Annotated in this window: 21 protein-coding genes; all 21 read left to right on the forward strand. The window is 40.3% G+C overall.

Annotated features, from left to right (window positions below):
• The 21 genes from OPF91_RS06940 (at position 1) to OPF91_RS07040 (ending at position 14083) form a co-directional block, all read left to right on the forward strand.
• Positions 1-1341, forward strand: a complete 1341-nt coding sequence (locus OPF91_RS06940; protein WP_264988008.1) for an anti-CBASS protein Acb1 family protein — start codon at positions 1-3, stop codon at positions 1339-1341.
• A complete protein-coding gene (locus tag OPF91_RS06945) occupies positions 1334-2677 on the forward strand; it encodes a minor capsid protein (RefSeq protein ID WP_264988009.1) in 1344 nt (447 codons plus the stop codon). Before OPF91_RS06940 ends, OPF91_RS06945 begins: the two co-directional genes overlap by 8 nt.
• Entirely contained in the window at positions 2674-2865 is a 192-nt protein-coding gene (locus OPF91_RS06950) for a hypothetical protein (RefSeq protein ID WP_264988010.1), read from the forward strand. The genes OPF91_RS06945 and OPF91_RS06950 overlap by 4 nt, the downstream gene beginning before the upstream one ends.
• Before the next feature lie 78 nt (positions 2866-2943).
• Entirely contained in the window at positions 2944-4050 is a 1107-nt protein-coding gene (locus OPF91_RS06955) for a DUF2213 domain-containing protein (protein ID WP_264988011.1), read from the forward strand.
• A gap of 12 nt (positions 4051-4062) precedes the next feature.
• Positions 4063-4509 carry a structural cement protein Gp24 gene (locus OPF91_RS06960; protein ID WP_264988012.1) on the forward strand — a complete coding sequence of 149 codons (447 nt, stop codon included), beginning with the start codon at positions 4063-4065 and terminating at the stop codon, positions 4507-4509.
• Between the two features lie 13 nt (positions 4510-4522).
• The gene (locus OPF91_RS06965) at positions 4523-5431 is read left to right on the forward strand and encodes a DUF2184 domain-containing protein (protein ID WP_264988013.1); all 909 of its coding nucleotides are present in this window, start codon (positions 4523-4525) and stop codon (positions 5429-5431) included.
• Between the two features lie 16 nt (positions 5432-5447).
• Positions 5448-5759, forward strand: a complete 312-nt coding sequence (locus OPF91_RS06970; RefSeq protein WP_264988014.1) for a hypothetical protein — start codon at positions 5448-5450, stop codon at positions 5757-5759.
• A gap of 10 nt (positions 5760-5769) precedes the next feature.
• Positions 5770-6132 carry a DUF4054 domain-containing protein gene (locus OPF91_RS06975; protein WP_264988015.1) on the forward strand — a complete coding sequence of 121 codons (363 nt, stop codon included), beginning with the start codon at positions 5770-5772 and terminating at the stop codon, positions 6130-6132.
• The gene (locus OPF91_RS06980; protein ID WP_264988016.1) at positions 6133-6597 is read left to right on the forward strand and encodes a hypothetical protein; all 465 of its coding nucleotides are present in this window, start codon (positions 6133-6135) and stop codon (positions 6595-6597) included.
• A complete protein-coding gene (locus OPF91_RS06985; RefSeq protein ID WP_264988017.1) occupies positions 6597-6938 on the forward strand; it encodes a hypothetical protein in 342 nt (113 codons plus the stop codon). The genes OPF91_RS06980 and OPF91_RS06985 overlap by 1 nt, the downstream gene beginning before the upstream one ends.
• Positions 6935-7420: a phage neck terminator protein gene (locus tag OPF91_RS06990; protein ID WP_264988018.1), complete on the forward strand. Its 486-nt coding sequence runs from the start codon at positions 6935-6937 to the stop codon at positions 7418-7420. Before OPF91_RS06985 ends, OPF91_RS06990 begins: the two co-directional genes overlap by 4 nt.
• A gap of 4 nt (positions 7421-7424) precedes the next feature.
• Positions 7425-8450: a DUF3383 domain-containing protein gene (locus OPF91_RS06995; protein ID WP_264988019.1), complete on the forward strand. Its 1026-nt coding sequence runs from the start codon at positions 7425-7427 to the stop codon at positions 8448-8450.
• A gap of 12 nt (positions 8451-8462) precedes the next feature.
• Positions 8463-8852 carry a phage structural protein gene (locus OPF91_RS07000; RefSeq protein ID WP_264988020.1) on the forward strand — a complete coding sequence of 130 codons (390 nt, stop codon included), beginning with the start codon at positions 8463-8465 and terminating at the stop codon, positions 8850-8852.
• Between the two features lie 25 nt (positions 8853-8877).
• Positions 8878-9147, forward strand: a complete 270-nt coding sequence (locus tag OPF91_RS07005; RefSeq protein WP_264988021.1) for a hypothetical protein — start codon at positions 8878-8880, stop codon at positions 9145-9147.
• A 13-nt stretch (positions 9148-9160) separates the two neighbouring features.
• Positions 9161-9394 (forward strand): hypothetical protein, encoded by a 234-nt coding sequence (locus OPF91_RS07010; RefSeq protein ID WP_264988022.1) that lies wholly within the window; start codon positions 9161-9163, stop codon positions 9392-9394.
• Between the two features lie 4 nt (positions 9395-9398).
• On the forward strand, positions 9399-11585 hold the full coding sequence (locus OPF91_RS07015) for a phage tail tape measure protein (RefSeq protein WP_264988023.1): 2187 nt from the start codon (positions 9399-9401) through the stop codon (positions 11583-11585).
• Between the two features lie 11 nt (positions 11586-11596).
• Positions 11597-12121, forward strand: a complete 525-nt coding sequence (locus tag OPF91_RS07020; protein ID WP_264988024.1) for a phage baseplate protein — start codon at positions 11597-11599, stop codon at positions 12119-12121.
• Complete coding sequence (locus OPF91_RS07025; RefSeq protein WP_264988025.1) at positions 12118-12438, forward strand: phage baseplate plug family protein; 321 nt, start codon at positions 12118-12120, stop codon at positions 12436-12438. The genes OPF91_RS07020 and OPF91_RS07025 overlap by 4 nt, the downstream gene beginning before the upstream one ends.
• On the forward strand, positions 12431-13267 hold the full coding sequence (locus OPF91_RS07030) for a phage protein (protein ID WP_264988026.1): 837 nt from the start codon (positions 12431-12433) through the stop codon (positions 13265-13267). The genes OPF91_RS07025 and OPF91_RS07030 overlap by 8 nt, the downstream gene beginning before the upstream one ends.
• Complete coding sequence (locus OPF91_RS07035; protein WP_264988027.1) at positions 13264-13755, forward strand: Gp138 family membrane-puncturing spike protein; 492 nt, start codon at positions 13264-13266, stop codon at positions 13753-13755. The genes OPF91_RS07030 and OPF91_RS07035 overlap by 4 nt, the downstream gene beginning before the upstream one ends.
• A gap of 13 nt (positions 13756-13768) precedes the next feature.
• Entirely contained in the window at positions 13769-14083 is a 315-nt protein-coding gene (locus OPF91_RS07040; RefSeq protein WP_264988028.1) for a PAAR domain-containing protein, read from the forward strand.
• The last annotated feature ends 4 nt before the right edge of the window (positions 14084-14087 follow it).

A 14087-nucleotide genomic window follows, 5' to 3' on the forward strand; every position in this document is an offset into this window, starting at 1 on the left:
GTGAGTGTGCTTGAACAGGCTAGACAGTACAAAGAGGATTTTATGCAAGGGAATGGTAAAGCAGGTCCAAAGGATAATCTGACTCGACAAGTGCCAGGTATGCGTCGTAAGCTGACACATGTTGAAATATCAGCCTTGTATGCAGATAATCCCATTGTGCAAAACCTTGTAGATATTCCAGCCGAGGATATGACCAGACACTGGTTTACACTTCGAATGAAAGATGACCAACTTGCACGGGACATTATGGGGCGATTGGCGGACCTTAAAGCGAAAGATGCCTTTAAACAAATGCGTATGTATGAGCGTATGCGTGGTGATGGCTTTATTTCGTTAGGAGTAACACAGCGGAATAAATTTGATTTACAGGATCCGTTGAAGCTAGACAATTTACTTTCAGTGGATTATCTACACCCATTTTCATCAATGAAGGTCAGTGAATTGTTAATCAATAATGATGTTTTCAGTAGCGATTATGGTAAATTAGAGAATTTACGCATTAGCCGTGCCTCACGCAGTGGTATACAAACATTGGCGACGGAATCGCTCGTGCATTATTCAAGGGTGTTACATGACCAGACGAGACGTTTAGAGGATGAAGAGCAAGGCATATCGCTGTTAGAATCGTTATATGATGCTATTACAGTGCTCGATACGTCCTTATGGTCTGTCGGTCAGATATTGCATGATTTCACGTTTAAAGTCTATCAATCGAAAGATGTGGAAAATCTAACGAAAGAGGAAAAGCGTGAACTCAGTATGATTATGGATTTCATGTTTCGTACAGAGGCATTAGCAATCATTGGTGCTGAGGAGACTTTAACCAAACAGACAACACCTGTATCCGGTATTAAAGATTTACTCGATTTCGTGTGGGATTATATCGCTTCTGCTGCACGAATGCCAAAATCGGTTATCAAAGGACAAGAAGCGGGTACACTGGCAGGAGCACAGTACGATGTGATGAATTACTATGCACGCATTATTTCTGCGCAGGAAAATGAGCTAAAGCCATTACTTGAGTACCTCATCCGTATGCTATTATGGGCTGAAAAGGAACCAGGAGGGCGCATTGATCCAGATACAATTGAATGGGAAATCAAATTCAATCCATTGTGGTCAGTTGATTCAAAGACAGATGCTGAAATTCGGAAAATCGTGGCTGAAACTGACCAAATTTATTTATCGAATGGTGTTATCGGCGTCGATGAAGTTCGGGAGGCACGTTTTGGACAGTTTGGTGTATCGAATGATTTTAAATTTAGTGGTGATGATGCACATTGGCAAGGGGTAGCGAATGAGGTATACCGTGCATGGAAGGAAAACCGTACACATGGCTAGTAAGCATGTTCCGCCTACTCGTTTTCCTGATGTTGTCACGGCATCCTATTATCGTTCCATCGATAAACTTGTCCAAGAGGCAGGCAAAGCTACATTAGCTATCTATGATACACATTTAAAAGAATACATTGACAGTTACCGCGCGGATAGTAGCGGTTTTTTTGTTGCAGATAGTTTGAAACAGGTACTCAATCAACTGTCAAAAGCATTGGAAAAAATTTTTTCACAACAGAAGGTCATTAAAACAGCCGACCGATTCATGAAAAATCTTAATCAAACCAATAAAACTAACATGGAACAACAGGGCAGTGTCAAAGGAATGAATCTAGTGGAATCTGACCCTTGGCTTGACCCATTTATGAAAGAGCATGTTGAGAAAAATGTTGGCTATCTCCTCAATCTCCGTGATGATTATACGCAAAAAGTGGAAGAAATCGTATTGGATGGCTTGAATAGTAGCGGTAGGCATCAACAGATACGCGAGCAACTTGAGGAACAAATCAGCATGTCTAGACGAAGGGCTGAATTTATTGCTGTGGATCAAACAGGCAGCCTTTTTGGACAAATGACTGCACGAAGGCATCAAAATATGGGTGTTAATCACTTCAAGTGGCGCACGTCTAAGGATGAACGAGTGCGTGATTCCCATAGAGTGCTTGAGGATAAGATTTTTTCATACGATGAGCCACCTGCCGTTGGACTACCAGGTATGGATTTTCGTTGTCGCTGTATTGCCATTCCTATTTTCGATGATGAGGAAGAAGCGGAAATTACTGAACCAAACTTCTTACGTGTGAATGCTAGTGAAGAGGATTTCCCAGACGATTATCAAGCGATTCAGCAAGAATTAGAGCGGATTCCTGAAAACCATCGTCAGATATTAGAAGATACGGTGTCTTATATTACAATTGTGGATGAAGGCTATTCAAGATATGACCGAGCTGCAGGTGTATTATATATCCTTGAGGGTATGGAGGAAGGGGAATTAATCCATGAATTAGGTCATGCATTAGAAACAAAATTAGATTTCCGTAATAATCAAGAATACCAATCCATAGTAAGAAATGCTGTAAAAGATAAATCATTTTCAGACATTTATTACGATATGGATACATTCACAATGCCTGTTTATTTGATTCAATCAGACCATTTCGTTAGCAAGTATCAAGGTCGATTATATGATAGCGCAGGATTTTTAGATGATCATGGTGAATTCAATATAGGAGCAATGGGAGAATACTTTGCGGAAGCATATAGGGTTTTCATTAACAATCCAAAGCTATTGCAAGAAAAAGATATAGCACTATACAACTTTATAAAGGAGCTGGAATTGTGAGTGTAAGAGAGGAATTTTTCAATACATTTGAACAGGGGAAGGTTCTTGAATTGTATAAGCAATTAACACCAGATGAGAGAGATGAACAGGCTACGAATCATTTTAATAAAGTGGTCGGTCAAGCTCACCCTAGAGACAATCACAACCCATATTCACTTAAAAGAACACACGGAAAGCAAAAATCTTAAGCACCTAAGCTTGGTTCGGCATTTTTATTTTGGTCAAAATCTCAAACGTTTGGGATTTTAGAAAGGAGGTGACAACAATTGAAACTACAACGCTATGACCGTAGCTTAATAAAGGATTATGCAGAGACACCAGAAGGGTATTTAACGGTACGTGTGCCGATTACTCGTCCTGGTGTTTTTCCTTATGCACGACAAGACGGCGCAGTACAGATGGAAGCCAAGTTGCCTGATGAGATTTTCAGCGATGTAACAATCCAATCGGCACGCAGTAAGCCGATTACAGACGAACATCCGAATGAGCCTGTCACTTTAGATAACTATCAGACCTATGCAAAGGGCATGAGCCATACAGATGTGCAGGTGGAGGATCTCAAGTTATATGTATCACTTACCATTACAGATAAAGGGCTTATTAACAAGATTCATGAGGGGAAACGTGAAATCAGCATTGGCTTTATGAGTGATGTGGTGGCAGAAACGGGCACATATAATGGGCAACCCTATGAATATGTGCAACGTAATATTGAAATTAATCATATCGCCATTGTAGATAAAGGACGAGCTGGCCCAGAAGTAGCGATTCGTTCCGATTCAGACGCATGGCAAATTGATTCGGTAGAAGGAGGAAAAATTAAAATGGTAAAAATTGAGATTGAAGGCGTGGAATATGAAGTGGATCCAGCAGTAAAGACTTACATTGAAAGTTTAACCGCCTCAACAGGTGAAGAGGACGAAGAAGAGGAAGAGTCAAAAAAGAAAAAAACAGATGCTGTAGATGTACTACGGGGGCGTCTAGATGCTTTGAAGATAAAGCTACAAAATACGGAGCGAGCGCTTGCTAACGAAAAAGTAAAGCAGTCGTCAGCAGATGAGCTTGATAAAAAAGTAGCGGAGCGTGTGCAGCTCATTAGCACAACAAAGCCATTTTTAGGTGATTCATTCGACTTCACAGGCAAAACAGAGCGTGCCATCAAAGAAGCAGTTATTGCTACAATCAAACAGGATTTTAAAGGCGATGGGAAGTCAGATGACTATATCAACGCCTTTTTTGATGCAACCATTACACAAGTCCATTCAACTGGCTATTCTTCGACAGGTGCTAACTCTGTTATCACTGGTGATGCTGCAAATGCTGATAAAGACGTACAAAAATTAAAAAATCAACGCTTAAATATGCGTAAATAAGGAGGAACTGACATGCCTATTACAAACTATCCCGATTATATGCAGCCAGCAAGCAAAGCGGGGCAACTATCTAGCTATCAAGATTACACAGCGGACACATACGCAGTGGAGGCGGTAGTGCCATTTGGTGCAGCCGTACAATTAAATGCTACAGGTACAGCGATTAAACCAATCGCCACAGGTGGCACAGTCATTGGTATCGCATTAGCTCAAACTATTCATGATTGGGTAGAAAAGACAGATAATCAAAACTATCCATTTGGGGAAGCGGCGACGATTGTTAAACGTGGTCGTATTTTTGTAGTTGCTGGTGGTGACGTAATCAACGGTCAAGCGGTAAAAGTAGACCCTGCTACTCAAAAGTTTACTGTAGATGGGGCAATTGCTATCAACGGGGCTGTATTCAAAGCAAACGCCTTAGCTAATCAATTAGTAGAAATCGAAATTAACTTACCTTAGGAGGAATCTTTATATGACAATGCAAACATATCGTGCGGATGCTGTTATCCGTCCACAAGACTTAAACGCAATTGACAAGCGTGTGTATGAACCACATACATCTGAATTAAAAGCCCGTTCCATTTTTGCTTTAAAAACGGATATTCCAGCAGGAGCGAAAACATACAGCTATGACGTTTTAACACGCTCAGGCGCAGCCAAAATTTTGGCTCCAGGTGCAACAGATGTACCTTTAGTCGATGCCGATTTAAAAGAAGAAACTATCAAAATTTACTCTATTGCTGCCGCATTTAATATTTCTGTGCAGGAAGTGCGTGAGGCGCAAATGGCTGGCCGTGCTATCGATGTTACTAAGGCTGATACCGTAAGAAAGGCCATTGCTGAGAAGGAAAATCAAATTGCTTTTTCAGGCGATAAAACGCATGGCATTAAAGGGTTAACCGATGCAGTAGGTATTCAGGTATATGCAGTACCGCAAAATGGGGCAGGTACATCTACGAAATGGGCTGACAAAACGGGCGAGGAGATTATTGATGATATTATCGAAGCAAAATCGAAAGTCGATTTATTAAATGGTCATGAAGCTGATACATTACTATTGACACCTGATGCAAAGAAGCAGCTTCAAAAGAAAGTATTCAATGAATTTACAAAGCAAACGGCGTTACAATATATTCAATCAGAAGGTTTATTCCAACGCATTGAAACAATTAATGATTTTAAAGGCAAAGGATTAGCTGGAACAGATTGCTTTGTAGTACTAGATTCTTCACCTGATGTCGTGGAGCTTGGCATTCCATTAGACGTGATGCGACACCCAGAGGAATACGCCTTCCCGAATACAAAAGTGCCATTTGAAGAACGCACAACAGGTTTAATTATTCGTTATCCAATGGCTATTTGCCGTGTTGATGGAATTTAAGAAGGAGGATTAAGTGATGCTAGTACAAAATAAAGGAAATTATTCATATGAAGCGAATGGTCTAACACTCGTTCCTGGTACTAATAAAGTGAATGACAAGGAGTTCGAGAAGTTTCTTTCGCATCCCTTAATGGCTCATTTAGATAAACAAGGTGAATTCGTTTATGAAGGAGAACAGAGCAAGTCCTCTGCCAAAGAATTGATTGCCATGATTGAGGATGCCTATGATGTAGATATGCTAGAGGCTTTGAAAGCTGAAGAGAGCCGTACAACCGTCCTTGATGCCATTGATAAGCGTATTGAAGAATTGAAGAATCCTGAAAAGTAGGAGGGCTCCTATGCTATTAACAACAATTGAGCGTATACGCCTATTAGATAGTGGATTTGATGCTGTCTCAGATGCACGACTAGAAATGTGTATTGAGGATGCTTCCTTAGAAGTGTCCTCTTTAGAAATTAATGAAGCACACTATGAGCGCCTTACACGCTATTTAGCCGCACATTTAGCCATTTTATCAACAGAATTAAAACAAGCTGTAATTCGCGAGAAGGTAGACGTTATCGAACGTCAGTACAGTGACCCAAATAAAAATATCGGGTTGATGGCTTCTAAATATGGTCAGGAATATCAACGTCTTTTGGATGATTTAGCTGAGCTGGAAAAAGAACCAAAAAAACACTTGAATTTGATGGTGCTCTAAATGGGTGTACGCATTATTAGTAGCCAGAATAATATTCCGCAAGTTATAAGCGAATTAAAAAAGCTCAAAAAATACGAAATTCATGTAGGGATTTTCAGAAGTGATGGTGCTGAATACGTCATGATTGCAGGTGTTCATGAGTTTGGGATCATCATTCAGAAAGAAAAAGGATCGATTGTCATTCCTGAACGCTCATTTTTACGATCCACATTTGACGAAAAGCAAAATGAGTGGTTTAAATTTGTGGAAAAGCAACTAGTGCATGTATTCAATCGCCGTATTGGAGTCAAAACACTGTGCGAAAGACTTGGTGTAAAGATAGTGGAGGACGTTCAAGAAAAATTGACCAATTTAGATACACTACCAAATGCACTAGCTACAATTGCTAAAAAAGGCTCTAATAACCCATTGATAGATTCGGGTGGCTTGTATAGGCGTGTTACGTATAAGGTGGTGAAGCACTAATGCCGGAAAAAATGTTGTTTGGTCCAGTTATTCAATCGCAAGGTATGTCGTTGATTGCACATGTTAAAAGTGCAGGGGCTTATGTGGATGGTGAGTGGGTGGATGGTATAACGAATCCAATTGAGCTTGTAGGTATTGTTTTGCCACTCACGGAGGATGTGCTTCATTTTTCAGAGAGTGGGACATATACAACTAAAGAGAAGAAGCTTTTGACCACGACACCACTTGAAGAGGGTACACAATGCGAGTATAAAGGGGAACTCTATACAATTGAAGCATTTAAGGATTTTGCTGATTATACAGATATTCTTATGTATGTGATGAGGTGGCGTAAGAAATGAATTTGATGAAATTAATTCGTAATAAAGTAGCCACTGATACGTCTATAACAATTATTCGTGCTGACCAGGCTGGAGAGTTGCCGACACTACCATACAGCACATATAAAATCATTAGTGATAGAAAGGGGCGTGGGCGTGAAAATCTCATTCACACAGACCAACCTAGCGCCTTAAATGAAACACGGTCACAGGAACGCACTGCTACAATTTCATTCAATGTATATGGAACTTCGCAATCGAACGCTTATGAGGTAGCACAACAGCTACGCAAATGGTTCGAGGGGCGAGGTTCTTTATTTTTGGACGGATTGGACGTGGCGGTTGCAAGTAGTGCTGATGTACAGAATCGTACAACTTTTTTAGTAGATGCGTATGACGAAAAATGGGGCTTTGACGTCATTATCAGATACAACGAAACAGATCAATATGAAATCGACTACTTTGACAAAGTCGAGTACAAAATAACAGTAGAGAGGGAGTGACAGCATGGCTGCATCCGATAAATCACGCTTTGTTGAGGTCAATATTACACGTGAGACAAAGCCAGTGAGTGAAAAGGGCTTTGGGTTACCTTTGATGCTCGCAACAAGTAAAGAGTTAGATTACAAGGTTTACACCGACATTTCTGAGGTGGCAGAAGATTTCGCAGAAACAACAAAGGAATACAAACTTGCCACTCGTATGTTTGGACAATCACCAAAAATTAGGGAGTTAGCTTGCTATGGTGTGTCCTATATTTCAGGAACTGATGATGTAACTGTATTAACAGGAGCATTAAATAATTTAGTTACAACACATAATGATTGGTTTTATTTAGTGTCAACAGCAAATGGTGATGAGGAAATCAAAACATTATGCCAGTGGATGTCTACGCAGGAAAAAATCTATGCAGTGACAACACCAAACATTGCCTTGACTGAGGAATTGAAAAATTTATATGAAAATGTACTGTTATCCGTGCACGATGACGAACATGCCTACCATGCGGAAGGGCTGATTGCATATGGAGCACCGCAAGTCATTGGTTCCTATGTGTTTAGTCATAAACAGGTTAATGGTGTACGTGCTGCTAAACTATCGAACGCAGAGATTAACACCATTATTGCTAACAATGCCACAACATGTATTAACGAAATGGGCTGGCTAATTAATGCAAGTGGGAAGGCTGTAGGAGGCGAATATTTAGATGTCATTCAAGCAGATTACTTCCTTCGTGCCCGATTGCGTGAGGATGTATTCCAGTTACTAGCCACAGTGAAAAAAATCCCATATACAGATGCAGGAATTGCTCAAGTTGTGGCTTGCATGGATACACGTTTTAAATCAGCATATCGTCAAGGAATTATCGCAGAGGACGACAATGGAGAACCAGATTATACAATCACCTTCCCACGTCGCAAGGATATTCCAAAAAACACAATCGCTCAGCGTATTTTACCAGACATCAACTTCCGCATCATCATTGCTGGTGGTGTGGAAAAAGTACAAATCAATGGCGTATTAGCGCTATAAGGAGGGATTTAAATGACTGTACACAATTTTAAACATACACAAGTTATCGTAGCTGGCAACATTATCACTGGCTATGGTGATGGAGATGCTATTTCCGCAGAGGCAAATGAAGACAAATGGTCACAAAGCGTTGGTGCAGATGGAGGGGTTACTTACAATGAATCAGCGAATGAAACAGGCACGCTCACACTAAAATTAAAGCCTAGCTCCGCCTCGATTCCTGTGCTTCAGCAACTTTACAAAAGTGGGGAGTCCTTTGATTTTATGATTCAAGATACGGAGTTGAATACACGCACAACAGGCGAAGATTGTCGTATTCAAAAGTGGCCGACCTTTTCACGTGCAGAGGAAGAAGAAGCCCGCGAAATTGTTATTTTAGCTGCACATTATACAGAAAATTAATCTAAACATGAGGAGGAATTTGATTATGGCATTTCAACCAAAAACACATGAATACACATCAACAGAAGGTGGAAATCACTATACATTCCAGACAGTTTTACCAAGCGTCTGGGCAAAAGTAGAGGATAAAATTACAGATAAAGGAGGAAAATTGCTAGTATCCGTAGCGATGCCTGAAATGCTTGACAAGGTAGTCGTTGTACCAGCGGGATTGAAATTGGATGACTTTGAATCGTGGGCAGAGTTAGAGGAAGTGACGATGGCTGCCTATAATTTTCAACGTAAAGGCAAATAGTCCACTACTTCGCTTGAGGGGCATCGAACGTGTCCCTCAAGTTTATATTGAGCAAGCAAATAAACAGTATTGGCGTTATTTGATTCCTGAATACTTTCCATCATATAAGCCTGCCGATATTGATTTGATGGATCAGGATGAGATTTTAGAGCATCTGGCAGCAATCCATGAGCGCATGAAGCGAGAACAAGAGCAAAGGCAATATACCGAAAAATATTTAGCAGCTTTGCTTGGCAGAAAGGTGTGAGGCAATGTCTACATTACGTGATATGTATGTGTCAATACATTTTCGTGATCAAGCTTCTTCTGCTTTACAAGATATAGAGCGTTTAGTGAATCGGATTGAAAGTAGCTTCCACAGTTTGGGTAATAGTGTAGATACATCCACTAGCGGTTTTCATTCACTAGTAAGTGAAGTCACTCGTCTTGAAACGGAATTAAGTAGTGCACAGACAGAGATACAAGGTCTACAAAGTCGTATTGAAGCCTCAGAGGAAGAAATGGCGGGATTGCGACAAGAGGTAGAACGTTTAAATGGTAATGCTAAGGAAACTAACAATATCTTCAAAGGCATGGCAGGTAAAATCGCAGGTGTTGTTGGAGCTCTAGGTACATCAGTGGGGTCAACGATTATATCCACAGCTCTAGAGATGGATACTGCCTTTAGCCGACTTGAAGCACGTACTGGCGCAACAGGAGCAGAATTAAAAGAGCTGGAAGGTGTAACCAAAGACGTATTCCGAGCAGGATTCGGGGAAAACATGACGCAAGTTGCTGATGATGTGTCGACGTTAGGAGCCATGTTTAAAAATTTAAAAGGTGATGCCTTAACAGAGGTTGCTAAAGGCGCAGCAACTATTTCGGAGGCTTGGGGCACAGAATCAAAAGAAGTTGGTCGTACGATTCAATCCATGACACGCAATTTTGAAGGGCTAAGCGAAACAAAAGCATTAGATTTAATGACACATGCCTTCCAAAAAACGGGCGACTATTCAGATGATCTACTTGATACATTCAATGAATACAGTGTGCACTTTTCAAAATTAGGTCTTTCAGCAGAGGATTTCACAGGTATTTTAATTTCAGGAGCAGAACAAGGTGCTTGGAATATGGATAAAGTTGGCGATGCTGTTAAGGAGTTTGGGATAAATGCTATTGATGGCTCGAAAGGTACAGCAAAGGGCTTTAAAGCAATTGGTTTAGACGCAGATGACATGGCTAAAAAAATTGGTGTTGGCGGTGAGTCAGCTCAAAATGCCTTTGTGGCAACTATTGCAGGGTTAGCAGCTATGAAAGACCCAATAGAACGGAATACAGCAGGTGTTGCTCTTTTTGGCACACAATGGGAAGATGTGCGTGATGATGTCGTTTTATCGATGGCGGATACCACATCGGCTATTGCAGGGTTCGAAGGAGCTACTGGACGAGCAGCGGAAGCATTACACAATAACTTCGGTTCTCGTCTAGAAAAAGTATGGCGAGATTTAAAATTGAGTATGGTTGAAGCCTTTCAATCTGAGAAAATGCAGGGCTTTATTAGTGGGGTCATGAGTGACATTGAATCGGCTGTACCAAGTATCAAAAATGCCTTTAAGTCAATAGCAGAAGTTATGACAAATAATGTTGAACCTGTTTATGAAGGCTTTAAAATAGGTGTGGGCTGGATAGTGGATAATAAAGATTTAGTGATAGCCGCATTGACTGGAGTTGTCAGTGGCTTTGTAGCATTTAAAGCCATTACCTTTGTAAAAGCCGCATTAGATTTATATAAAACCAGCACATTTGCCTCTACTTTGGCTACAAATGGTTTTAATGCTGCTTTGAGAGCAAATCCAATTGGGCTAGTCGTCACAGCTATTGGTTTATTAGTAGCAGCAGGGGTTTATTTGTATCAAAATTGGGATACTATCAAAAGCAAAGCAGGTGCATTATGGGGAGCTGTAACGGAAAAATTTGCGGGTATTAAACAATCTGTATCTGATTTTGTACAGCCTGCCATTAGTTGGTTTAAAAGTTTAGGAGATAAATGGGATCGCTTTAAAAGTGCAATTTCAAATTTTAAAATGCCTGGATGGGTTTCGAAAGTTGGTAGCGTGGTTGGAGGTGGCGTGTTCAAAGGCGTCTTTAATGGATCACATGCTACTGGCTTAGAGCATGTACCTTATGATGGATATGTTGCTGAGCTCCATGAAGGAGAATCTGTTTTAACAGCGCAACAATCCAGCGCCCTTAGAACTGCGGGAATGCTGTCTCAAAATGCTGATGGCACACCTAAGCTAAGCATGGGAGGCGGAGGTACAATCCAATCAGCACCAACTATGGGCAGTGGAGGTCATCAGTTTATTTTTAACATCAAAGGTGATAGTCCAATGAACATTGCACAAAAAGTACGTGAGGTTCTTAGTGATATTCTCGATACAGAAATGCAAACAACGTAGGTGGTGATAAGATGCCGTACATTAAGGATGTTTTAATCGATGTCATCACAAAGGTTTCAATGCCTGAATCTTCTACCACGGCTGACCATGCGCTTGAAGATGGTGAGCAAATTACGGATCACGTAAAGAGCAACCCTATCACCATTTCATTATCAGGTATTATACTTGATGATACAGAAGAAAAAGTCTTGAAACTCCGTGAATATCGAGAAAAAGGCGAAATCATTGATTATAATTATATGACAGCTTTAAAGCATGTAGTGATTACTGATTTTAGCCGTGATTATTCTGCTGAGATTAAGAATGGCTATGCTTTTACGATGACGTTAAAACAAATAAAAGTCGCTAAAGTGGCTAAATTTGTGAGTGTGTCAGCACCAGTCAAACAGCAGACGAAACCAGTGACAAGCAAAGGAAGGCAGCAAACTAAAAAGACACCTGCAAAAACAGCTCAAACAAATAAAACTAAGTATGTGACACCACCGAAGCCCACAGCGTCAGGTGGTGGATGGGCTGGATTGGAGGGGCGTAAATGATGGATGAATATATTGAAATTGATAAAAATGAAATTCCTTATGCATTTGAAATGGAGCTGGCAGGAGAAATATTTGGGTTTGAAGTCAACTACAATCGTGCCCATGATTTTTTTACACTGGATTTATTTAAAAATGGCGGTGCGCTAGTTGTTGGTGAAAAACTGATTTTGAATCGTCCATTGTTCAGGAATCGAGTGAGCAGTGAGTTACCAAACGTGCAAATTATACCAAAAGACCGAGCTCATTCAGCTACTCGTATTACATACGAAAATTTGAATGAGACGGTCTTTTTATATGTAGGTGAACCAGATGAGTAATTTATATATGCATAAAACAGCTTTTTTGGTCAGTAGTCATGAAATAACTGAGCCACTTACTATTCAATTTAGTGTGCCATTTGGCGACAATGAAAAAGTGGATACGATTGACATTAGTGTATATAACCTTAAAGATGACACCATTAACGCTATAGCTACTAATCAAGCAGCTATTTTAAGTGCTGGTTATGTAGATGATAATGGCGTTATTTTTAGTGGCACACTCAAGAAAAAGGAAACAAAGTGGGAAGGGTTAGACAAAATTACTACGTTTAAATGCATTGATTCCAGTCTGGACTACACAAGTGCCGTTATTAAGAGAACATATGGACGAAATACTTCTGCATCATTGATTTTAAGTGAATTAGCTAGAGATGCAGGGCTTGCAATTGGGGATATTGACCTTCCTGTCGATTTCATTTACCGAAGTGGTAAGGCTTTAAATGGCAAAATCAAAACGCTTGTCGCTGAAGTTGCGAAGGACTGTGAAGCAAAGCTATATATTAATAAAGGACGTATCTATGTCCGTGATAGTAAAAAAGGGGATAATTTAGCGTTGGATATATCGAAAGAGACTGGGCTGATTGATGAGCCAGAGGAAATCGAAGAAGAAGCGAAGGATGAAAAGGGTTCTAAGTTGAACAATGACAAGAAAAAGATAAAAGGCTACAAGCTAAAAATGCTGCTCAATCATCGTGTTACAACGGATATCATTATTAAATTGACATCTAAAAAAGTGAGCGGTGTTTTTCGGGTATCAAAAGGTGAACATAAAGGCGATACATCGGGGCAAGAGTATTATACGGAATGTGAGGTCGTGCCAGTATGACAAAAATGACGGAATTTGTAGGAGCAACTATAGAGGAAAGTCTCTTGAATATAAACACCTGTTTAATTTGTGAAATACTAGAAGTTGATATGAATTTGTATAAAGCAGATATCTTGCCGTTACATGATCCAGATGCAACGCCCATCTTGGATGTACCTTTTGCTTTTTGGCAAACAGAACAATTTGTCATCCAAGTACCCTTTAAAAAAGGTGATATTGTGTTAGTCATTTGCTCACAGGCTGATATTGATCCATTGCTATTTGGCGGTGGGAAGGCTGCTAGTCGCTCTTTTAGCGCAAATGACGCCCTAATTGTTGGGGGGATTAATTACTTTACAAAGCCTTTAGCCAATGCACATCCTGATAACGTAATTATCACAGACAAACAATTTAGCAATAAAATTCGCATTCAGCCAAATGGTGAAATATTCATAGAATCTGATCATAAAATTACAGCCATTGCACCAGCTATACATTTTAATCCGTAAAGAGGTGATTTTTGTGGGAAAATTAGTAGCTAGAGTTACAGATCAACATGTAGGTGTCTGTGATCATGCTGAACCATGCTGTCCTCATGGGGTGTCGGGTCCAATTGTAGAAGGTAGCACTGATACATTCACCAATGGGCTTCAACAAGCAAGGGATGGCGATTTAGTACATCATAACTGTCCGCATTGTGGGATTGGTTGGATTGTGGCGAGCAGTGAGACCGTTTTTGTGAATGGTAAGAAAATTGCTCGCCTTGGTGATACAGTCATTTATCCAGGAGGTAGTGGAAAAATCGTGGAATCTAGCCCGAATGTTTATTCTGGATAGGAGG

This window comes from Lysinibacillus piscis, from assembly GCF_026012395.1.
GTDB lineage: Bacteria > Bacillota > Bacilli > Bacillales_A > Planococcaceae > Lysinibacillus > Lysinibacillus piscis.